Source organism: Streptomyces sp. NPDC031265, from assembly GCF_055570295.1.
In genome coordinates this window covers 115,280-135,011 of record NZ_JBVIHM010000022.1, presented here as the reverse complement: position 1 = coordinate 135,011, position 19,732 = coordinate 115,280, and the positions used below count along the sequence as shown (strand labels likewise).

At 71.5% G+C, this 19,732-nt stretch carries 19 protein-coding genes; 13 read left to right on the top strand and 6 right to left on the bottom strand.

The features are described from left to right. Nucleotides 1–67: 67 nt before the first annotated feature. Both ACZ499_RS28710 and ACZ499_RS28705 read right to left on the bottom strand, forming a co-directional pair. The gene (locus ACZ499_RS28710) at nt 68–361 is read right to left on the bottom strand and encodes an MTH1187 family thiamine-binding protein (RefSeq protein WP_190090896.1); all 294 of its coding nucleotides are present in this window, start codon (nt 359–361) and stop codon (nt 68–70) included. Beyond that, complete coding sequence (locus ACZ499_RS28705; RefSeq protein ID WP_468679178.1) at nt 358–702, bottom strand: DUF3817 domain-containing protein; 345 nt, start codon at nt 700–702, stop codon at nt 358–360. Before ACZ499_RS28705 ends, ACZ499_RS28710 begins: the two co-directional genes overlap by 4 nt. Nucleotides 703–869: 167 nt before the next feature. Here ACZ499_RS28705 and ACZ499_RS28700 point away from each other — a divergent pair, with 167 nt between their 5' ends. From ACZ499_RS28700 to ACZ499_RS28685, 4 genes are all read left to right on the top strand, one after another. Continuing rightward, the gene (locus ACZ499_RS28700; RefSeq protein ID WP_468679176.1) at nt 870–1,508 is read left to right on the top strand and encodes an AIM24 family protein; all 639 of its coding nucleotides are present in this window, start codon (nt 870–872) and stop codon (nt 1,506–1,508) included. Next, on the top strand, nt 1,508–2,191 hold the full coding sequence (locus ACZ499_RS28695) for an AIM24 family protein (RefSeq protein ID WP_468679174.1): 684 nt from the start codon (nt 1,508–1,510) through the stop codon (nt 2,189–2,191). The genes ACZ499_RS28700 and ACZ499_RS28695 overlap by 1 nt, the downstream gene beginning before the upstream one ends. Continuing rightward, on the top strand, nt 2,188–2,970 hold the full coding sequence (locus ACZ499_RS28690) for an AIM24 family protein (RefSeq protein ID WP_385549458.1): 783 nt from the start codon (nt 2,188–2,190) through the stop codon (nt 2,968–2,970). Before ACZ499_RS28695 ends, ACZ499_RS28690 begins: the two co-directional genes overlap by 4 nt. A gap of 157 nt (nt 2,971–3,127) precedes the next feature. Continuing rightward, the gene (locus ACZ499_RS28685) at nt 3,128–3,604 is read left to right on the top strand and encodes a MarR family winged helix-turn-helix transcriptional regulator (protein WP_468679172.1); all 477 of its coding nucleotides are present in this window, start codon (nt 3,128–3,130) and stop codon (nt 3,602–3,604) included. Nucleotides 3,605–4,381: 777 nt separating this feature from the next. On the opposite strand, the gene meaB is transcribed toward ACZ499_RS28685, so the two are convergent. Both meaB and ACZ499_RS28675 read right to left on the bottom strand, forming a co-directional pair. Further along, nucleotides 4,382–5,338, bottom strand: a complete 957-nt coding sequence (gene meaB, locus ACZ499_RS28680) for a methylmalonyl Co-A mutase-associated GTPase MeaB (protein ID WP_371654792.1) — start codon at nt 5,336–5,338, stop codon at nt 4,382–4,384. 52 nt (nt 5,339–5,390) lie between these two features. Beyond that, nucleotides 5,391–6,593 carry an acetyl-CoA C-acetyltransferase gene (locus ACZ499_RS28675; protein WP_385548648.1) on the bottom strand — a complete coding sequence of 401 codons (1,203 nt, stop codon included), beginning with the start codon at nt 6,591–6,593 and terminating at the stop codon, nt 5,391–5,393. A 137-nt stretch (nt 6,594–6,730) separates the two neighbouring features. Here ACZ499_RS28675 and mce point away from each other — a divergent pair, with 137 nt between their 5' ends. From mce to ACZ499_RS28640, 7 genes are all read left to right on the top strand, one after another. Continuing rightward, nucleotides 6,731–7,159 carry a methylmalonyl-CoA epimerase gene (gene mce, locus ACZ499_RS28670; protein ID WP_385548651.1) on the top strand — a complete coding sequence of 143 codons (429 nt, stop codon included), beginning with the start codon at nt 6,731–6,733 and terminating at the stop codon, nt 7,157–7,159. Between the two features lie 169 nt (nt 7,160–7,328). After that, nucleotides 7,329–11,456: a polarized growth protein Scy gene (scy, locus tag ACZ499_RS28665; RefSeq protein ID WP_468679169.1), complete on the top strand. Its 4,128-nt coding sequence runs from the start codon at nt 7,329–7,331 to the stop codon at nt 11,454–11,456. Between the two features lie 113 nt (nt 11,457–11,569). Next, entirely contained in the window at nt 11,570–12,508 is a 939-nt protein-coding gene (locus ACZ499_RS28660; protein WP_385548657.1) for a coiled-coil domain-containing protein, read from the top strand. 104 nt (nt 12,509–12,612) lie between these two features. Continuing rightward, on the top strand, nt 12,613–13,605 hold the full coding sequence (locus tag ACZ499_RS28655; protein ID WP_468679168.1) for an ABC transporter ATP-binding protein: 993 nt from the start codon (nt 12,613–12,615) through the stop codon (nt 13,603–13,605). 3 nt (nt 13,606–13,608) lie between these two features. Next, on the top strand, nt 13,609–14,388 hold the full coding sequence (locus ACZ499_RS28650) for an ABC transporter permease (protein ID WP_468679166.1): 780 nt from the start codon (nt 13,609–13,611) through the stop codon (nt 14,386–14,388). 321 nt (nt 14,389–14,709) lie between these two features. Beyond that, complete coding sequence (locus ACZ499_RS28645) at nt 14,710–15,921, top strand: ABC transporter ATP-binding protein (RefSeq protein WP_468679164.1); 1,212 nt, start codon at nt 14,710–14,712, stop codon at nt 15,919–15,921. Next, entirely contained in the window at nt 15,918–16,754 is an 837-nt protein-coding gene (locus ACZ499_RS28640) for an ABC transporter permease (protein ID WP_468679163.1), read from the top strand. Before ACZ499_RS28645 ends, ACZ499_RS28640 begins: the two co-directional genes overlap by 4 nt. A gap of 12 nt (nt 16,755–16,766) precedes the next feature. On the opposite strand, the gene ACZ499_RS28635 is transcribed toward ACZ499_RS28640, so the two are convergent. Then, on the bottom strand, nt 16,767–17,093 hold the full coding sequence (locus tag ACZ499_RS28635) for an ATP/GTP-binding protein (protein ID WP_468406174.1): 327 nt from the start codon (nt 17,091–17,093) through the stop codon (nt 16,767–16,769). Nucleotides 17,094–17,308: 215 nt separating this feature from the next. On the opposite strand from ACZ499_RS28635, the gene ACZ499_RS28630 reads away from it, so the two are divergent. After that, nucleotides 17,309–18,340 carry an LLM class flavin-dependent oxidoreductase gene (locus ACZ499_RS28630; RefSeq protein WP_468679161.1) on the top strand — a complete coding sequence of 344 codons (1,032 nt, stop codon included), beginning with the start codon at nt 17,309–17,311 and terminating at the stop codon, nt 18,338–18,340. A gap of 107 nt (nt 18,341–18,447) precedes the next feature. Here ACZ499_RS28630 and ACZ499_RS28625 read toward each other — a convergent pair whose 3' ends face one another. Beyond that, nucleotides 18,448–18,840, bottom strand: a complete 393-nt coding sequence (locus ACZ499_RS28625) for an SCO5389 family protein (protein WP_468406178.1) — start codon at nt 18,838–18,840, stop codon at nt 18,448–18,450. 214 nt (nt 18,841–19,054) lie between these two features. On the opposite strand from ACZ499_RS28625, the gene nucS reads away from it, so the two are divergent. Next, nucleotides 19,055–19,726 (top strand): endonuclease NucS, encoded by a 672-nt coding sequence (gene nucS, locus ACZ499_RS28620; protein ID WP_385548677.1) that lies wholly within the window; start codon nt 19,055–19,057, stop codon nt 19,724–19,726. The last annotated feature ends 6 nt before the right edge of the window (nt 19,727–19,732 follow it).

Sequence of the window (19,732 nt, the reverse complement as noted above, 5' to 3'; positions counted from 1 at the left end):
GGTCGCGGCACGGAAGAGCCCCCGGTGCCGCACGGGGCGGCCGGGGGCTCGAACAGCGGCTCGGAGCTCAGGCGGAGAGGTGGCGCTCCACCGTCTCCACCTTGGAGGTGAGCCCGTCGGTGACGCCCGGGCGGACGTCCGCCTTGAGGACGAGCGAGACGCGCGGGGCGCGGGCCTCGACGGCGGCGACGGCGCGCTTGACGACGTCCATCACCTCGTCCCACTCTCCCTCGATCGAGGTGAACATGGCGTCGGTCCGGTTCGGCAGCCCGGACTCGCGTACGACGCGTACGGCGTCGGCGACGTACTCCCCCACGTCCTCGCCGACGCCGAGCGGGGTGACCGAGAAGGCGACGATCACGCTCCGACCACGCCTTCCTTGCGGGCGCGGGCGGCGATCAGGGCGTCCTCGGCCTGACGCTTGAGCTTGCGCTCGGCCACGAAGCCGCCGAACGGCAGCACGGACAGGACGAAGTACAGGGCGGCGGTCTTCACCGGCCACTTGGCGTTGTTCCAGGCGTCGGCCCAGAAGATCACGTACAGGATGAAGAGGATGCCGTGGATCGCGCCCATCACCGGGACGGCGTTGACGTCGGTCGTCCGCTTCAGCACCGAGCACACGAGCAGCAGCAGGAAAGAGACGGCTTCCGGGGCCGAGACCAGCCGGAGGCGGTGGAAGGCGGATGCGGTCTTGATGTCCACGGGGGCACCTTCGGTGGGAGGGTCGGAGGGTGTTGCTTGTGAACGCAAGCACAAACGTCTCCATTGTGACATCGGCGGCGCCGGGATCTTGGCGGGGGTCCCCGCGGACCGTGGCCCGGACACCCAAGGGCCTGGCCGGGCGGGGACGGGGCCGCTAACGTCAGCGCGTGGCAACGTTCCGACTCCAAGGCAGCAAAGTGCTGGCCGTCGACATGACCGGGGACGCCGTCAAGGCGAAGAACGGCTCGATGGTCGCCTACGACGGCCAGATGGCCTTCAAGAAGATGTCCGGCGGCGGTGAGGGCATCCGCGGCATGGTGACCCGCCGCCTCACCGGCGAATCCATGGCCGTGATGGAGGTGAAGGGCAACGGCACCTGCTACTTCGCCGACCGCGCCTCCGAGATCAACCTGGTCTCGCTCCAGGGCGACAAGCTCTGGGTCGAGGCGAGCAATCTGCTCGCCACCGACGCGGGGCTGCGCACCGGCACCACCTTCACCGGGCTGCGCGGGGCGACCCAGGGCAACGGCCTGTTCACGACCACGGTCGAGGGCCACGGCCAGGCGGCGATCGTCTCGGACGGCCCGGCCGTGGTGCTGCGGGTCTCCGCGCAGTACCCGCTGGCGGTCGACCCCGGCGCGTACATCGCCCACCAGGGCAACCTCCAGCAGCACTTCCAGTCCGGGGTGACCTTCCGCACCCTGCTCGGCGAGGGCTCGGGGGAGGCGTTCCAGATCCGCTTCGAGGGCGAGGGACTGGTGTACGTGCAGCCCAGCGAGCGCAACACGATCGGAGGGGACGTCTGATGCCCTTCCGCGAGATCAACTCCAAGATGGTCGAGGCCACGCTGGCGCCCGGCCAGAAGATGTTCAGCCAGCGCGGTGCGATGCTCGCGTACAAGGGCGAGGTGTCGTTCACGCCCAACATGCAGGGCGGCCAGGGCGGCCTGATGTCGATGATCGGCCGGCGGGTGGCCAACGAGGCGACCCCGCTGATGACCGTCGAGGTCCCCCAAGGTCTTCATGACCAGGGAGGTGCCCCCGGCGCCACGGTTCTGTTCGGCCACGGCGGCCACCACATCCAGGTCATCAACCTCGCCGGGGACACCCTGTGCGTGGAGGCGGACCGGCTGCTCGCCTTCGACGGCACCCTCCAGCAGGGCACGATGTTCATGGGCTCGCAGGGCGGCGTCATGGGCATGGTCCGGGGCCAGGTGACGGGCCAGGGCCTGTTCACCACCACGCTCAAGGGCCACGGCGCGGTCGCGGTGATGGCGCACGGCGGTGTGATCGAGCTGCCGATCACCCCGCAGCGCCCGGTCCATGTCGACCCGCAGGCGTACGTGGCCCATCACGGCGACGTACGCAACAAGCTGTCCACGGCACTGGGCTGGCGCGACATGGTGGGCCGGGGCTCGGGAGAGGCCTTCCAGCTCGAACTGTCCGGCAGCGGCGCGGTGTACGTCCAGGCCTCGGAGGAGAAGCTGTGAGCGGCCCGGTGATCTTCGACCCGCACTCGCTGCCGGCGGACGACAACGTCAACAAGTACACCTTCTGCGTGGAGCTCAAATCGAGCCAGTGGTTCCTGCAGAAGGGCAAGATGATCGCCTACTACGGGCGCATCGAGTTCAACGGCATCGGCCACGGCCGCCTCGACCGGCTGCTGCGCACCAGCTTCCACTCGCCGCTGCACGCGAGCGACTGGGTGGTCGCGGACGGCTCCGGCAAGATGCTGCTCGCGGACCGGGCCTTCGACGTCAACTCGTACGACCTGGAGGACGGCAACCTCACCATCCGGGCCGGGAACCTGCTGGCCTACCAGCCGACGCTGGCGCTCAAGCAGTCGATCGTGCCGGGTTTCCTGACGCTGATCGGAACCGGGAAGTTCGTGGCGGCTTCCAACGGACCGGTGGTGTTCATGGAGCCGCCGATCCGGGTGGACCCGCAGGCGCTGGTGGGCTGGGCGGACTGCCCGTCGCCCTGCCACCACTACGATCACGGCTATATGACGGGCGTACTGGGCGGAATCCGGTCACTGACGGGGCTCGGGGGGACGTCGGGCGAGGAGCACCAGTTCGAGTTCGTGGGCGCGGGTACGGTGCTGCTCCAGTCCACCGAGGTGCTGATGGCCGAGCCGATGACGGGGCAAGTGCCCGCGGAGCCGGGCGTTCCGGGCGGCGGGGTGCCGGCCGGGGCGGGCGGGGCGGCGGGTTCGGTACCGCGTCTTCCCGGCCAGCTCGGAGACCTCCAGCGTCGCTTCGGCCTGTGAGCGGTAGTCTGCGGAGTGTGACGTCGAACGCGTGCACCCTTACCAGGCGCTGACCACGACCTGGGCTGGGCCGCTGACGCGCCCTTGTGCCGGTGCGTGCGGGGCGTCACGCTCCCAGGCTTCGTTCAGAATTCAACTTCTTAGGTAGAATCCACATATGGAGACCGAGACGGCCACCAACTGGCTGACCGATAGCGAGCAGTGCACCTGGCGTACCTATCTGGACGTCAACAGGATGCTGACGCACCAGATGGAAAAGGACCTGCAGCCGTTCGGCCTGACCAACAACGACTACGAGATCCTGGTCAACCTATCGGAGGCCGAGGGGCAGCGGCTGCGCATGAGCGACCTCGCCGCGGCGACCCTTCAGTCCAAGAGCCGCCTTTCGCACCAGATCACGCGGATGGAGAACGCGGGTCTGGTCCGCCGGGAGAACTGCGAGTCCGACCGGCGGGGGCTGTTCGCGGTGTTGACCGACGCGGGGGTGGAGACGATGGGGAAGGTGGCGCCACACCATGTGGCGTCGGTGCGCAAGCACTTCATCGACTTGCTGTCGAGTGAGGCGCTGTCGGAGCTGCGGGCGTCTTTGACACCGGTGGCGGAGCACTTGCGCGGCCACCGCGGCAAGCTCTGAGGGTTGCCCCACCCCGCCCCTTCACCTAAACCCTCCGGGGGTGGGTGGGGGGGTGAGGTGGTTTCCGGGGGCTGCGCCCCCGGAAACCCGGAGGGGCTGCGCCCCTGCACCCCGCTTCGGGGCTCCGCCCCGGTACCCCTGTTGGGGCTGCACGCCCCTGGACCCCACTTACGGGGGCTTCGCCCCGGCACCTCCGCTGGGGCTGCGCCCCCGCCCCCGCCTCGGGGCTCCGCCCCGGACCCCGTTCGCGTGCGGGCCGTCTGTGGCTGGTCGCGCAGTTCCCCGCGCCCCTTAAGGGGCCCGCACCTCAAACGCCGGAGGGGCTGAATGTGCGGGCCCCGCTCCTCGCACGCTGGAGGGGGGCCGAATTTGCCGCCGCCGGAGCCCGCATCGTGGCCACACCCCATCCCCTGAGGGGCGCGGGGAACTGCGCGACCAGCCCCCACCCACCCGCGGACGAACACGGGGCACAGGGGCCGCAGGCCCCCCGCCAGGGGTCCGAGGGCGCAGGCCCCGCCAAGGGTCCGGGAGGGGCAGGCCCCGCCAAGGGTCCGGGGGGCGCAGGCCCCGCCAGGGGTACAGGGGCCGCCGCAGGCCCCGCCAAGGGTCCGAGGGGGCAGGCCCCGCCAAGGTCCGGGGGGCGCAGGCCCCGCCAAGGGTCCGAGGGCGCAGGCCCCGCCAAGGTCCGGGGGGCGCAGGCCCCGCCAAGGGTCCGAGGGCGCAGGCCCCGCCAAGGTCCGGGGGGCACAGGGCCCCGGGAGAACACCTGCCGGGCAGCTACTCGCCCGTGAGCCCCGCCACCAGCTCGTCCGCCGCCGCGTACGGGTCCAGCTCACCGCCGATGATGCGGGACGCCAGCGCGTCCAGGCGGCGGTCGCCGTGGAGGTCGCCGATGCGTTCGCGCAGCGCCGTGACCGCGATCGTCTCGACCTCTCGCGCCGCGCGGGCCAGGCGCCGCTCCCCCAGCACCCCCCGCTCCGCCATCCACGCGTGGTGCTTCTCCAGCGCCTCCACCAGTTCGTCGATGCCCTCGGACCGGGCCGCCACCGTCTTGACGATGGGCGGGCGCCAGTCGCCCGCACCGCGCGCCTCGCCAAGCCCCAGCATGTGGTTGAGCTCGCGCGCGGTCGCGTCCGCGCCGTCGCGGTCGGCCTTGTTGACGACGTATACGTCGCCGATCTCCAGGATTCCCGCCTTCGCCGCCTGGATGCCGTCGCCCATGCCGGGGGCGAGCAGGACCACCGACGTGTCCGCCTGGGAGGCGATCTCGACCTCGGACTGGCCGACGCCGACCGTCTCCACGAGGATCACCTCGCAGCCCGCCGCGTCCAGGACGCGGATCGCCTGCGGGGCCGACCAGGCGAGGCCGCCCAGATGCCCCCGGGTGGCCATCGAGCGGATGTAGACGCCGGGGTCGGAGGCGTGGTCCGACATACGGACCCGGTCGCCGAGCAGGGCGCCGCCGGAGAACGGCGAGGAGGGGTCGACGGCAAGGACCCCGACCCGCTTCCCCGCCCGCCGGTACGCCGTGACCAGCGCCGACGTCGATGTCGACTTGCCGACACCCGGCGAGCCCGTGAGGCCCACCACGTACGCCCCGCCGGTCAGCGGAGCCAACTGCGCCATCACTTCGCGCAGTTGCGGGGACGCCCCCTCGACCAGCGAGATCAGCCGGGCCACGGCGCGCGGCCGGCCCTCTCTCGCCTGTGCCACCAGTTCGGGGACGTCCACCATTGCCGCTCCGTTCGGTTCAGGGATCAGTGCGTACGTACAGCGGGAGCGGTGCCTACTTGCCCGGGACCTTGATGATCAGGGCGTCGCCCTGGCCGCCGCCGCCGCACAGCGCCGCCGCACCGGTACCGCCGCCGCGGCGCTTGAGCTCCAGCGCCAGGTGGAGCACCACGCGCGCGCCCGACATCCCGATGGGGTGGCCCAGAGCGATCGCGCCACCGTTGACGTTCACCTTTTCCGGGGAGACGCCGAGGTCCTTCATTGACTGGACCGCGACCGCCGCGAACGCCTCGTTGATCTCGATGAGGTCGAGGTCCTCGACGCCGATGCCCTCCTTGCCCAGGGCGTGCTTGATGGCGTTGGACGGCTGCGACTGGAGGGAGTTGTCGGGGCCCGCCACGTTGCCGTGGGCGCCGATCTCCGCGATCCACTCCAGGCCCAGCTCCTCGGCCTTCGCCTTGGACATGACCACGACCGCGGCCGCGCCGTCCGAGATCTGCGAGGAGGTACCGGCCGTGATCGTGCCGTCCTTGGCGAAGGCCGGGCGCAGCTTGCCGAGGGACTCGGCCGTCGTCTCCGCGCGGATGCCCTCGTCCTTGGCGAAGATCACCGGCTCGCCCTTGCGCTGCGGGATCTCGACCGGGGTGATCTCGGCCTCGAACAGCCCGTTCTTCTGGGCGGCGGCGGCGCGCTGGTGGGAGAGCGCCGCGATCTCGTCCTGCGGGGCGCGCTCGATGCCCAGACGGGTGTTGTGCTTCTCGGTGGACTCGCCCATGGCGATGTTCTCGAAGGCGTCGGTCAGACCGTCGTACGCCATCGCGTCGAGCATCTCGATCGCGCCGTACTTGTAGCCCTCGCGGGACTTCGGCAGCAGGTGCGGCGCGTTGGTCATCGACTCCTGGCCGCCGGCCACCACCACGTCGAACTCGCCGGCGCGGATCAGCTGGTCGGCGAGCGCGATGGCGTCGAGGCCCGAGAGACAGACCTTGTTGATCGTGAGCGCCGGGACGCTCATCGGGATGCCGGCCTTGACGGCCGCCTGACGGGCCGGGATCTGGCCCGCGCCGGCCTGGAGCACCTGGCCCATGATCACGTACTGGACCTGGTCGCCGCCGATGCCGGCCCGGTCGAGCGCGGCCTTGATGGCGACGCCGCCGAGGTCGGCGCCCGAGAAGGACTTGAGGGAGCCGAGCAGTCGGCCCATGGGCGTGCGGGCGCCCGCGACGATCACTGAGGTGGTACCGGTCGTTCCAGACATGAGGCACGGCCCCTAGGGATGAGGAGTGAACGAGGGTTTACTTTGAATGTACTGAGCGGTACGCGGCGGCGTCACCGGCCAGCCGGTGTGATCGCGCGCACGTTGCGTAACCACCTCCGGGGCGCTGCACTGGTCCCATGCTGACGCGCATCGACCACATCGGGATCGCCTGTTTCGACCTCGACAAGACCGTCGAGTTCTATCGTGCTACGTACGGATTCGAGGTGTTCCACTCCGAGATCAACGAGGAGCAGGGCGTTCGGGAGGCCATGCTCAAGATCAACGGTACTTCCGACGGCGGCGCCTCCTACCTCCAGCTCCTGGAGCCCACCCGCGAGGACTCCGCGGTCGGGAAATGGCTGGCCAAGAACGGCGAGGGCGTCCACCACATCGCCTTCGGCACCGCCGACGTCGACGGGGACGCCGAGGCCATCCGCGGCAAGGGCGTCCGGGTCCTCTACGACGAGCCCCGCACCGGCTCGATGGGGTCCCGCATCACGTTCCTGCACCCCAAGGACTGCCACGGTGTACTGACCGAACTGGTCACCTCGGCAGGAGAGCACTGACCCCGGGATTCCGGGGCCGGTACAGTGGGCGGTTCCGGGCCGGGGTCGGGTCGGGGCCTGGGACCCACGCCCCCTTGTCGATCTGACACCATTCACCGGGGGCCCGTCCGTCGTCGGACGGTGCTCGTACGGGCAGTGTTCGCGACCAGGGGACGGATGGGACCGCGCAGTGCGGGGCTACGAACGCCAGGACAGCCACCGGCCTGACGACCACCTCTCGCGGTTCGAGGCCGAGATGGACCGGCTGAAGACCGAGCGGGAGAAGGCCGTCCAGCACGCCGAGGACCTCGGCTACCAGGTCGAGGTGCTGCGCGCCAAGCTGCATGAGGCGCGCCGCAACCTCGCGACGCGCCCTGCCTACGATGCCGCGGACATCGGCTACCAGGCCGAACAGCTGCTGCGCAACGCGCAGATGCAGGCCGAGCAGCTGCGCACGGACGCCGAGCGCGAGCTGCGCGACGCCCGCGCCCAGACCCAGCGCATCCTCCAGGAGCACGCCGAGCACCAGGCCCGGCTCCAGGCCGAGCTGCACACGGAGGCGGTCACCCGCCGCCAGCGGCTCGACCAGGAGCTGGCCGAGCGGCGTGCGACCGTCGAGTCGCACGTCAACGAGAACGTGGCGTGGGCGGAGCAGCTGCGGGCGCGGACCGAGGCGCAGGCCCGGCGCCTGCTCGAAGAGTCGCGTGCCGAGAGCGAGGCGGCGCTGGCCGCCGCCCGCGCGGAGGCCGCCCGGGTCGCCGAGGAGACCAGGCAACGGCTCGGCTCCGAGGCCGAGTCGGCCCGTACGGAAGCCGAAGCGATCCTGCTGCGCGCCCGCAAGGACGCCGAGCGGCTCCTCAACGCCGCCTCCAACCAGGCCCAGGAGGCCACCTCCCACGCCGAGCAGCTGCGCTCGTCCACCACCGCCGAGTCCGACCAGGCGCGCCAGCAGGCGGCCGAGCTGAGCCGGGCCGCCGAGCAGCGGATGCAGGAGGCCGAGTCGGCGCTGCGTGAGGCGCGCGCCGAGGCCGAGAAGGTGCTGGCCGAGGCGAAGGAGTCGGCGGCCAAGCAGCTCGCGGGCGCCGAGTCCGCCAACGAGCAGCGCACCCGTACCGCCAAGACCGAGATCGCCCGGCTCGTCGCCGAGGCGACCAAGGACTCCGAGGCGCTCAAGTCGGAGGCCGAGCAGGCGCTCGCCGACGCGCGCGCCAAGGCCGAGGGGCTGGTCTCCGAGGCCGCCGAGAAGGCCCGTACCAGCGCGGCCGAGGACACCGCCGCCCAGCTCGCCAAGGCCGCCCGGGCCGCCGAGGAGGTGCTCACCAAGGCGTCCGCGGACGCCCAGGAGACCACCCGCAAGGCGGCCGCGGAGGCCGAGCGCATCCGCCGTGAGGCCGACGCCGAGGCGGACCGGCTGCGCTCGCAGGCCGAGGAGCGGGCCGACCAGCTCAAGGGCGCGGCCAAGGACGACACCAAGGAGTACCGGGCCAAGACGGTCGAGCTGCAGGAGGAGGCGCGCAGGCTGCGCGGCGAGGCCGAGCAGCTGCGGGCCGAGGCGGTCGCCGAGGGCGAGCGCATCCGCGGCGAGGCCCGCCGCGAGGGCGTCCAGCAGATCGAGGAGGCGGCCAGGACCGCCGAGGAGCTGCTGACCAAGGCGAAGGCCGACGCGGAGGAGCTGCGCACCTCCGCCGGGGCGGAGTCGGAGCGGGTCCGCGGCGAGGCCATGGAGCGCGCGACGACGCTGCGCAAGCAGGCCGAGGAGACCCTGGAGCGCACCCGGGCCGAGGCCGAGCGGCTGCGCGCGGAGGCCGAGGAACAGGCCGAGGCCGTCAGGACGGCCGCCGAGCAGGCTGCCGCCAAGCTGCGTGCGGAGACCGAGCGGGCCGTCGCCGCCCGCCAGGCGGACGCCGCCGACGAGTTGACGCGGCTGCACACCGAGGCCGAGCAGCGGCACGCCTCCGCCGAGCAGGCGCTGACCGAGGCGCGCGGCGAGAGCGAGCGGATCCGGCGCGAGGCCGCCGAGGAGACCGAGCGGCTCCGCGCGGAGGCCGCCGAGCGCGTCCGTACGCTCCAGGCGCAGGCCGAGCAGGAGGCCGAGCGGCTGCGCATCGAGGCGGCCGCCGACTCCTCGACCGCCCGCGCCGAGGCGGAGGGCGCGGCCGTACGGCTGCGGTCCGAGGCGGCCGCGGAGGCCGAGCGGCTCAAGTCCGAGGCGCAGGAGACCGCCGACCGGATGCGCGCGGAGGCCGCGGCCGCCGCCGAGCGGGTGGGCGCCGAGGCCGCCGAGGCACTCGCCGCCGCCCAGGAGGAGGCCGCGCGCCGGCGCCGCGAGGCGGAGGAGACGCTGGACTCGGCGCGTACCGAGGCCGGTTCGGAGCGGGCGCAGGCCCGCGAGCAGAGCGAGGAGCTGCTGGCCTCCGCCCGCAAGCGGGTGGAGGAGGCGCAGGCCGAGGCGCAGCGGCTCGGCGAGGAGGCCGACCGGCGCGCCACCGAGCTGGTGGCGGCCGCCGAGCAGACCGCCCAGCAGGTGCGGGACTCGGTGTCGGGGCTGCGCGAGGAGGCCGAGCAGGAGATCACCGGGCTGCGCTCGACGGCCGAGCACGTGGCGGAGCGTACGAAGACGGAGGCGCAGGAGGAGGCGGACCGGCTCCGCGCCGACGCGCACGCCGAGCGCGAGCGCGCCGCGGAGGACGCCCAGCGCGTCCGCACCCGGGCACAGGAGGAGGCGGAGGCCGCCAGGGAGCTGGCCGAGCGGACCGTCGCGGACGCCATCGCCGAGTCGGACAAGGCGCGTTCGGACGCGTCGGAGTACGCGCAGCGGATGCGCACCGAGGCCTCCGACGCGCTGGCCTCGTCCGAGCAGGACGCCTCGCGCACCCGGGCGGACGCCCGCGAGGACGCCAACCGCATCCGGAACGACGCAGCGAGCCAGGCCGACCGCCTGGTCACCGAGGCGACCGCGGAGGCCGAGCGGCTCGCCGCCGAGTCGACGGCCACGGCCGAGCGGCTGGTGGCGGAGGCTCAGCAGCTGCGCGACGAGGGCCAGTCGGAGCACGACCGGCTGCTCGCGGAGGCCACCGCCCACGCCGAGCGCACCACGTCCGACGCCGACACGTACGCGGAGCTGGTCACCACCGAGGCGCGCGCGGACGCCGGTTCGACCCTGGCGGCCGCGGCCGCCGAGGCCGAGCAGACGGTCAACGAGGCGCGCGAGCAGGCCGAGCGGACGCTCGCCGAGGCGCGTACGGAGGCGGAGCGGCTGCTCGACGAGGCCCGCCAGGCCGCCGACAAGCGCCGTGCGGACGCGGCCGGGCAGGCGGACAAGCTCATCGCCGAGGCGAGCAGCGAGGCCGAGCGGGTGCTCACCGAGGCGAACGGGGAGGCGGAGCGGCTGCGCGCCGAGGCCGCCGAGACCGTGGGCTCCGCCCAGCAGGCCGCCGAGCGGATCCGTGCGGAGGCCGAGAAGAGCCGCGCCCGGACCGAGGAGGCCGCGGAGAAGATCCGCACGGAGGCCCGCGAGGAGTCCGACCGGCTGCTCGACGAGGCGCGTACGGCGGCGGCCAAGCGCCGTGCGGACGCGGCCGAGCAGGCGGACCAGCTCATCGCCAAGGCCCAGGAGGAGGCGCTGCTCGCGGCCACACTGGCCGAGGAGCAGGCCGACACGATGGTCGGCGCGGCCCGCAAGGAGGCCGAGCGGATCGTCGCCGAGGCGACCGTGGAGGGCAACTCCCTGGTGGAGAAGTCCCGTACGGACGCGGACGAGCTGCTGGCCGGGGCGCGCGCGGACGCGACGGCCATCAGGGAGCGCACCGAGGAGGTGCGCGCGCGGACCGAGTCGGAGATCGAGGAACTGCACGAGCGGGCCCGGCGGGAGAGCGCCGAGCAGATGAAGACGGCGGGCGAGCGCGTCGACAAGCTGGTCACGGCCGCCACCGAGCAGACGACGCAGGCCCAGGCGAAGGCCAAGCAGCTTCTTTCGGACGCCAGCTCCGAGGCGAGCAAGGTGCGCATCGCGGCCGTGAAGAAGGCCGAGGCGCTGCTCAAGGAGGCGGAGACCAAGAAGGCCGAGCTGATCCGCGAGGCGACGAAGCTGCGCGACGACGCGGCGGCGGAGGCCCGGCGCACGGTCGACGAGGGCAAGCACGAGCTGGACGTGCTGGTCCGGCGCCGTGCGGACATCAACGCCGAGATCTCCCGTGTCCAGGACGTACTTGAGGCGTTGGAATCTTTCGAGACACCGTCCTCCGGCGGCAAGGAGGCGGCCAAGGCGGGTGCGGCGGCCGGTGGAACCCGTTCGAGTGGCAAGTCTTCGGAGGGGTAGCCACTCAAAAGGCTGGACATTCTCCAGATCAAACGGGCATACGCTCGATGACACGCCGCCTGGGCCCCTAGGATTCCCCTATCACCTCACCGGTCTCATTCGACAGGAACCCCATGAGCGACACTTCCTCCCCCTTCGGCTTCGAGCTCGTGCGGCGTGGTTACGACCGCGGTCAGGTGGACGACCGCATTACCAAGCTCGTCGCCGACCGTGACAGCGCTCTGGCACGGATCACTTCTCTGGAAAAGCGCATCGAGGAACTGCACCTCGAAACGCAGAACGCCCAGGCCCAGGTGAGCGACGCGGAGCCGTCGTACGCGGGCCTCGGCGCGCGGGTCGAGAAGATCCTGCGTCTCGCCGAGGAAGAGGCGAAGGACCTGCGCGAGGAGGCCCGCCGCGCTGCCGAACAGCACCGCGAGCTGGCCGAGTCGGCGGCCCAGCAGGTGCGCAACGACGCTGAATCGTTCGCCGCCGAGCGCAAGTCGAAGGCGGAGGACGAGGGCGTCCGGATCGTCGAGAAGGCGAAGGGTGACGCCTCCACGCTGCGCTCCGAGGCGCAGAAGGACGCGCAGTCCAAGCGCGAGGAGGCGGACGCCCTCTTCGAGGAGACCCGCGCCAAGGCCGCCCAGGCCGCCGCGGACTTCGAGACGAACCTCGCCAAGCGCCGCGAGCAGTCCGAGCGCGACCTGGCGTCGCGTCAGGCCAAGGCGGAGAAGCGTCTCGCCGAGATCGAGCACCGCGCCGAGCAGCTGCGCCTGGAGGCCGAGAAGCTGCGTACGGACGCGGAGCGCCGGGCCCGTCAGACGGTCGAGACGGCCCAGCGCCAGGCCGAGGACATCGTGGCGGACGCCAACGCCAAGGCCGACCGCATCCGTTCGGAATCCGAGCGCGAGCTGGCGGCGCTCACCAACCGCCGCGACTCGATCAACGCGCAGCTGACCAACGTCCGCGAGATGCTGGCGACCCTCACGGGTGCGGCGGTCGCGGCGGCCGGCTCCCCGGTCGACGACGAGCCCGTCTCGCGCGGCGTCCCGGCGCAGCAGTCCCGCTAGCCCCGTTGGTGCCGCAGCTCCTCCCCCGTGGGCTGCGTTCGTACGGTCGAGAGCCCCTCGCCACTCCGGTGGCGGGGGGCTTTGTCCGCCTTTAGCGTGGCGACATGATCGAGCTAGCCGGTCTCACCAAGCGCTTCGGCTCCAAGACCGCGGTCGACGACCTGTCGTTCCAGGTCAGACCAGGTGTGGTGACCGGCTTCCTGGGCCCCAACGGCGCCGGCAAGTCCACCACCATGCGCATGATGCTCGATCTCGACAACCCGACCAGCGGCACCGTGCACATCGACGGCCGGCACTACCGCGACCTCGACGAGCCGCTGAAGTACATCGGCGCGCTGCTCGACGCCAAGTCGATGCACGGCGGCCGCAGCGCGTACAACAACCTGCTGTGCCTGGCGCAGTCGAACCGGATCCCTCAGCGCCGGGTCGCGGAGGTGCTGGACACGGTCGGTCTGACGGCCGTGGCGAAGAAGAAGTCGAAGGGGTTCTCGCTCGGCATGGGCCAGCGCCTCGGAATCGCCTCCGCGCTGCTCGGCGACCCCGAGATCCTGATGTTCGACGAACCCGTCAATGGTCTGGACCCCGAGGGAATTCACTGGATCCGCAATCTCATGAAAGCCCTCGCGGCGGAGGGCAGAACGATCTTCGTCTCGTCTCACCTGATGAGCGAAATGGCGCTGACGGCGGATCATTTGATCGTCATCGGCCAGGGCCGACTGCTCGCCGATACATCGATGGCGGATTTCATTCGGCAGAATTCACGGAGTTTCGTACGGCTGCGCTCACCGCAATGGGAACACCTGCTCGATGTGCTGGCGCGGGCCGGGGTCCCCGTGACCCAGACCGCCGACGGCGCCCTGGAGGTCGAGAACGGCAGGATCGAGCGGCTCGGCGAGCTGGCCGCGCAGTACCGGATCGTGCTGCACGAGCTCTCCGGCCAGCAGGCCTCGCTGGAGGAGGCGTTCATGCAGATGACGGCGGGATCGGTGGAGTACCACGCGCACTCGGACACCGGCCACGGGCCGCCCCCGGCGCCCGCCGCGAACTGGGGCGAGAACTACCGGGCGAAGACCCGGGGCGACGGCGAGGGGGCCTGACCCATGGCATCGGTACCCGCGGTCCTCAAGTCCGAGTGGACCAAGATCCGTTCGGTCTCCTCCACCTCCTGGACGCTGGTCTGCGCGCTCGTCGTCACGGTCGCGGTGAGCGCGGCCCTGTGCGCGCTGACGAAGTCGCAGTTCGACGACCTCGAGCCGGCCGAGCGGCTGACCTTCGACCCGACCTTCATCAGCTTCTCCGGGATGGTGCTCGGCCAGCTGGCGATGGTGGTGTTCGGCGTCCTGGTGGTCGGCACCGAGTACAGCTCGGGCATGATCCGCACCTCGCTCGCCGCCGTGCCGCAGCGGGCCACCTTCCTCTTCTCCAAGCTCCTGGTCGCCACCGCGCTCGCGCTGGTCGTGGGCCTGGCGACCAGCTTCCTGTCGTTCTTCCTCGGCCAGGCGCTGCTCGGCCCACACCGCACGACCATCGGCGAGCCCAATGTGCTGCGGGCGGTCTTCGGGGCGGGCCTCTACATGGCGCTGATCGCGCTCTTCTCGATGGGCGTGGCCACGATGCTGCGCAGCTCGATGCTCTCGCTCGGCATCCTGATGCCGTTCTTCTTCCTGATCTCGCAGATCCTGTCGGCGGTGCCGGGCGCCAAGAAGGTGGCCCGCTACTTCCCCGACCAGGCGGGCTCCAAGATCATGCAGGTGGTGCCCAACGCGATGAACACCGAGCCGCCGCCGTACGGCCCCTGGACCGGGCTCGGGATCATGGCGCTGTGGGTCCTCGCGGCGCTCGCGGGCGGCTACCTCGTCCTGCGGAAGCGTGACGCCTGAGCGCTCCGCCGGAAGTGCGGTGATTCGGCTGCGGGCCGTCCGTGGCTGGTCGCGTCCACGCGGCGAAGCCGCACATTGACACAGGCCCGCGCCCCTTACGGGCGCGGGGCCGCACCGGGCATCGGCAAGGCACCCCAGCCCACCGCGACGGGCCCGCCGACCTGCGCGAAGCCGAGAATATATCGGGACATACTCATACGTAACGCACGTCTCACCGCTTGGCCGGAACCGTAAAGTCCTGGATAAGCTCCTCACTCATACGGGGGCACCCTGGCGATCGGCCACCGCCCCGACGACCCACACCGTCGATGGGGCTGGAGAATGATCGAGGCAGTCGGCCTGACGAAGCGCTACGGCGCCAAGACAGCCGTGTACAACCTTTCCTTCCAGGTGAGGCCGGGCGCCGTCACCGGCTTCCTGGGGCCCAACGGCTCCGGCAAGTCGACGACCATGCGCATGATCCTCGGCCTGGACCAGCCCACTTCCGGCCATGTCACCATCGGCGGCCACCCCTTCCGTACGCTCCCCAACGCGCCCCGCCAGGTCGGCGCGCTGCTCGACGCCAAGGCCGTGCACGGCGGCCGCAGCGCCCGCAACCACCTGCTCTCGCTCGCCCAGCTCTCCGGCATCCCGGCCCGCCGGGTCGACGAGGTGCTCGGGGTCGTCGGCCTCCAGGAGGTCGCGGGCAAGCGCTCCAAGGGTTTCTCGCTCGGCATGGGCCAGCGGCTCGGCATCGCCGCGGCCCTGCTCGGCGACCCCCAGGTGCTGCTCTTCGACGAGCCGGTCAACGGCCTCGACCCCGAGGGCATCCTGTGGGTGCGCAACCTCATGAAGCAGCTCGCCGCCGAGGGCCGGACCGTCTTCGTCTCCTCGCACCTGATGAGCGAGATGGCGCTGACCGCCGACCACCTCATCGTGATCGGCCGCGGCCAGCTGCTCGCCGACATGAGCGTCAAGGACTTCATCTCGCACAACTCCGCCGACTTCGCGCGCGTGCGGACGCCCGAGCCCGCCGGCCGGGACAAGCTGACGGCCGCGCTGACCCAGGCCGGCGGCCAGGTCATGCCGGAGCCGGACGGCGCCCTGCGGGTGACCGGCCTCGCGCTGCCGCGCATCAGCGACCTCGCGCACGGCGCGGACGTACGCCTGTGGGAGCTGTCGCCGCACCAGGCCTCCCTTGAGGAGGCGTACATGCGGATGACGCAGGGCGCGGTGGACTACCGCTCCACGGCCGACCAGAAGGCCGGTCTGATGCAGCCCGCGCCGCTCGGGTACCAGCCGCCGCAGGTCATCCCCGAGGTGCCGACGCAGGGCTGGTACGCCCCGCCGCCGCCCGGACCGAACCCGTACGCGGCCCCGCAGGCCCCCGGACAGGCCCCACCGGCCCCCCAGAGCGCCCCGGCGGCCCCGGTGCAGGCACCCGCGCCGCAGGCCCCGGCCGCGGCCCCGCAGCCCGCTCCGGCCGCTCCCCCGGCCGCCCATCCCGCCGCCGCGCCCGCCCCCGCCCTGACCAAGCACGAGGACGCCCGATGACCGCCCCCTACCAGCAGCAGGCACCGGGTGCGCCCCTCGGGACGTACACCTCGCCCATCCCGGTGCGGCCCGCCTCGCTCGGCGACGCGCTCGCCTCCGAGTGGACCAAGATCCGCTCGGTGCGCTCCACGATGTGGACGCTGGGCGTGCTCATCGTGCTCTTGCTCGGCATCGGCCTGCTCGCGGCGGTCGCGGTCAACGCCTCCGACGCGAATATGGGCGACGCCCCGCTGCTCAGCCTCGGCTTCTACGGCGTGCTGCTCGGCTCGATCTGCGTGATCACGCTCGGCGTGCTGACCATCGCCTCCGAGTACGGCACGGGGATGATCCGTACGACACTGACCGCGTGCCCCAGCCGAGCCCGGATCCTCGCCGCCAAGTCGATCGTCTTCTTCCTGCTGTCGTTCGTCATCGTGACGCTCTCCACCGGCCTGGTGGCGATGCTCCAGACCGCAATGGTGGACACCGCCAACAAGCCGACCGGCTCCGAGCTGTTCAAGGCGACAGTCGGCGTCAGCCTCTACGTCTCGACGCTCGGCCTGCTCTCGCTCGCGGTCGGCGCGCTGATCCGGCACTCGGCCGGCGCGATCACGGTCATGATCGGCGTGGTCCTGCTGCCGCTGGTGCTCGCACTGTTCATGTTCGCGCCGTCGCTCGAATCGGTCCGCGAGGCCCTCTTCGAGTACTCGATCCCGAGCCAACTGGCGGTGTTCTACGGCGCACCGGTGAACGACTCGGGCCCGACCGGCTGGACGCCGCTGCTGATCCTGGGGGCCGTCACGGCCGCCGTACTCGGCGGCGCCTTCGCCGCGCTGAACAACCGCGACGTGTGACCTGAGCGCCTGCTAGTACCTGGGCGCGTTCCTGGACCGCTGCACCCTGCTGGTGCGGCGGTCCTTCGCGTTCCAGCAGGCCTTGTGCCAGTGCCGGCGGTCGTCCACGCCGCCGTACTCCGGCCAGGCCACCACGTGCGGGACACCGGAGGGGATCTCCTGGTCGCACCCCGGGCAGCGGTAGCGCTTGCCCTGCGCGCTCGCGCCGCTCACGTGCCGGACGGACCACTCCTCGCCCTGATACGTCTCGGTGCGCTGGAGGCCGTAGCGCTCCGCAGCCCCGCCGGTCGGTTCGGTCGGCTGGTCGCCGCCCTTGGGGCGGTTGCGGCGCGGGGACACGGAAACACCTCACGGGGCCGGGCTGACGGACTGACTCCAGCGTAGGGCCACATGGCCCGGGTACCCGAACCGCACGAGCGTGGGACGGTAACTCGTATGAGGGACTCTTACCGGACTATCGCAAGAAAATTCCGCTGGGCCGTGCCCTTGGCACTTGTCAGGCGTTGTTGCCGGTAAGAGGGGGAGCCGCGTAGGCCGCGAGGAGGCAGAAGGCGATGCGCGTCGGAACTTTTGTACTGGCAGCCCAATTCCCGGGCCAGGGCCAGGGGGAGGCACTGCACCGGGCAGTGCGGTCCGCCGAAGTGGCCGAGGAAGCGGGCCTGGACGCGGTGTGGCTCGCCGAGCACCACTTCGTTCCGTACGGGGTGTGCCCGTCGGCGGTGACGCTGGCGGCAATGCTGCTCGGGCGCACGCGCCGGATCCGCGTCGGGACGGCGGTCAGCGTGCTGCCCAGCGCACACCCGGTGGCGCTGGGCGAACAGGCGGCGCTGCTGCACCTGACGTCCGGTGGCCGGTTCTCGCTGGGAGTGGGCCGCGGCGGCCCCTGGGTCGACCTGGAGGTCTTCGGCTCGGGCCTGCGGGCGTACGAGGAGGGGCTCCCGGAGTCCCTCGACCTGCTGCTGCGGTGGCTGACCGAACCCCGGGTGGCGAGTCTGGGCGAACGTTTCGCCTTCCGGGAGGTCCCGGTGGTGCCAAGGCCCGACGAACTGCTCTCGGACGGTCCCGCGGGCCCCGAGGTCATCGTGGCGTGCACCTCGCCGAAGAGCGTGAAGCTGGCCGCCGAGCGGGGCCTGCCGATGCTGCTCGGGATGCACTGCGGGGACGAGGAGAAGGCGGAGATGGTCGCGCTGTGGCGGTCGCACGCGCTGGCGTCCGGCATCTCGCCGGAGGCGGTCGCGGCCGCGCCGCATGTGTCGGCCGGGGTGGCGCAGATCGAGGACCATCGCGCCCAGGCCACCGAGACACTGCTCAAGGCGATGCCCGGCTGGCTCAAGCAGGGCCTCGACGCGCATATGACGGTCGACGGCCGCCACCGGCCGATGCGCGACCCGGTGCTGTACACGGAACTGCTGTGCAGCCTCCATCCGGTCGGCACCCCGCGCCAGGCGGCGGACCGCATCGCGGCGACCTCGGAGAAGACGGGCATCACGCGCTTCGCCTTCCTGGTGGAGGGTTCGGGGGACCTGACCGCGACGGAGGAGAACGTACGGAGGCTGGGCGCGGAAGTGCTGCCGCTGCTGGGGTGAGGCCCGAGGGGGACGACGCCGGAGGGGCGCGGGGACTCGGGGCCCCACAAAAGGCCGCCGCTCCGCATCAGTTGCACCTCCCGCGATGCAGAGCGGCGGCGAAGACTTCAGCAGTCCCGCAACTCCGGAGACTGGTTGAGCAGTTGGCCCCGGACCGAGGTGAAGCGGGCGAGCCGCTCGTCGGCCACCGGGTCCAGGGGGAACACCGCGACGCGGTGGCAGTTCTGGAACGCCAGACGGACACCGAAGTGCCGCTGGAGCGAACCGCGGATGGCGTCACTCGCGAGCGCACGAAGGAGCTGGCCGCGCGCCTGCTCGTCCGGCGGAGGCGTCTGGTTGTCGGCGAACTCGCCACCGTCCACCTTCAGCTGGGCCACCAGAGAACTGATCATCTCCCATGCATACGGCAGGGAGGTCCGGACGCAGTCGACGAAATCAGCTTCGTCGACCTCGCCTCGCTCGGCCTGTTCGAGTAGGGCCGGTGAGACGTCGAGCGACATGGTTTCTCCTCTCGCGACCCCGGGGAGGGGGTCTTACGGCCAGGGAAAGGAACGAAATCGGCCACGCAGCGTGCCTGACCGACAACCTCCCGCTTACACGGTAGGCGCGGCATGGTGGCTGCGACAGGTACTTGGCACGTAACCGGCCAATAACGAACAGCGCTTTGTCGGACGAATCGCGTTCGGTGGGGGGATTCGAGTAGCGTTGCCGACCATGCGTCTCGTCATCGCCCGCTGCTCCGTCGACTACGCGGGCCGCCTCACCGCCCATCTGCCCTCCGCCACCCGGCTGATCCTGGTGAAGGCGGACAACAGCGTCTCCATTCACGCGGACGACCGGGCGTACAAGCCCCTCAACTGGATGTCTCCGCCCTGCACCCTCAAGGAGGGGGCCGGGGACGACACCGGCGTCTGGACGGTGGTCAACAAGGCGGGCGAGAAGCTCATCATCACGATGGAGGAGATCCTCCACGACTCGTCGCACGAGCTGGGTGTGGACCCGGGCCTCATCAAGGACGGCGTGGAAGCGCACCTGCAGGAGCTGCTCGCGGACCGGATCGACACGCTGGGCGAGGGGTACACGCTGATCCGCCGCGAGTACCCGACGGCGATCGGCCCGGTGGACATCCTGTGCCGGGACGCCTCCGGCGGGACGGTGGCGGTCGAGATCAAGCGGCGCGGTGAGATCGACGGGGTCGAGCAGCTCACGCGGTACCTGGAACTGCTGAACCGGGATCCGCATCTGGCGCCGGTGCGGGGGGTGTTCGCGGCGCAGGAGATCAAGCCGCAGGCGCGTGTGCTGGCGACGGACCGGGGGATCGGGTGCGTTGTCCTGGACTACAACGCGATGCGGGGCATCGAGGACGACAAACTCCGCCTGTTCTGACCCCTG

Coding starts and splice junctions, on each gene's coding strand:
- ACZ499_RS28675 (WP_385548648.1), bottom strand. CDS start 6,593: ATGTCTGGAACGACCGGTACCACCTCAGTGATCGTCGCGGGCGCCCGC.
- ACZ499_RS28685 (WP_468679172.1), top strand. CDS start 3,128: ATGGAGACCGAGACGGCCACCAACTGGCTGACCGATAGCGAGCAGTGC.
- mce (WP_385548651.1), top strand. CDS start 6,731: ATGCTGACGCGCATCGACCACATCGGGATCGCCTGTTTCGACCTCGAC.
- nucS (WP_385548677.1), top strand. CDS start 19,055: ATGCGTCTCGTCATCGCCCGCTGCTCCGTCGACTACGCGGGCCGCCTC.
- ACZ499_RS28650 (WP_468679166.1), top strand. CDS start 13,609: ATGGCATCGGTACCCGCGGTCCTCAAGTCCGAGTGGACCAAGATCCGT.
- ACZ499_RS28660 (WP_385548657.1), top strand. CDS start 11,570: ATGAGCGACACTTCCTCCCCCTTCGGCTTCGAGCTCGTGCGGCGTGGT.
- ACZ499_RS28630 (WP_468679161.1), top strand. CDS start 17,309: ATGCGCGTCGGAACTTTTGTACTGGCAGCCCAATTCCCGGGCCAGGGC.
- meaB (WP_371654792.1), bottom strand. CDS start 5,338: ATGGTGGACGTCCCCGAACTGGTGGCACAGGCGAGAGAGGGCCGGCCG.
- ACZ499_RS28655 (WP_468679168.1), top strand. CDS start 12,613: ATGATCGAGCTAGCCGGTCTCACCAAGCGCTTCGGCTCCAAGACCGCG.
- ACZ499_RS28640 (WP_468679163.1), top strand. CDS start 15,918: ATGACCGCCCCCTACCAGCAGCAGGCACCGGGTGCGCCCCTCGGGACG.
- ACZ499_RS28625 (WP_468406178.1), bottom strand. CDS start 18,840: ATGTCGCTCGACGTCTCACCGGCCCTACTCGAACAGGCCGAGCGAGGC.
- ACZ499_RS28695 (WP_468679174.1), top strand. CDS start 1,508: ATGCCCTTCCGCGAGATCAACTCCAAGATGGTCGAGGCCACGCTGGCG.
- ACZ499_RS28645 (WP_468679164.1), top strand. CDS start 14,710: ATGATCGAGGCAGTCGGCCTGACGAAGCGCTACGGCGCCAAGACAGCC.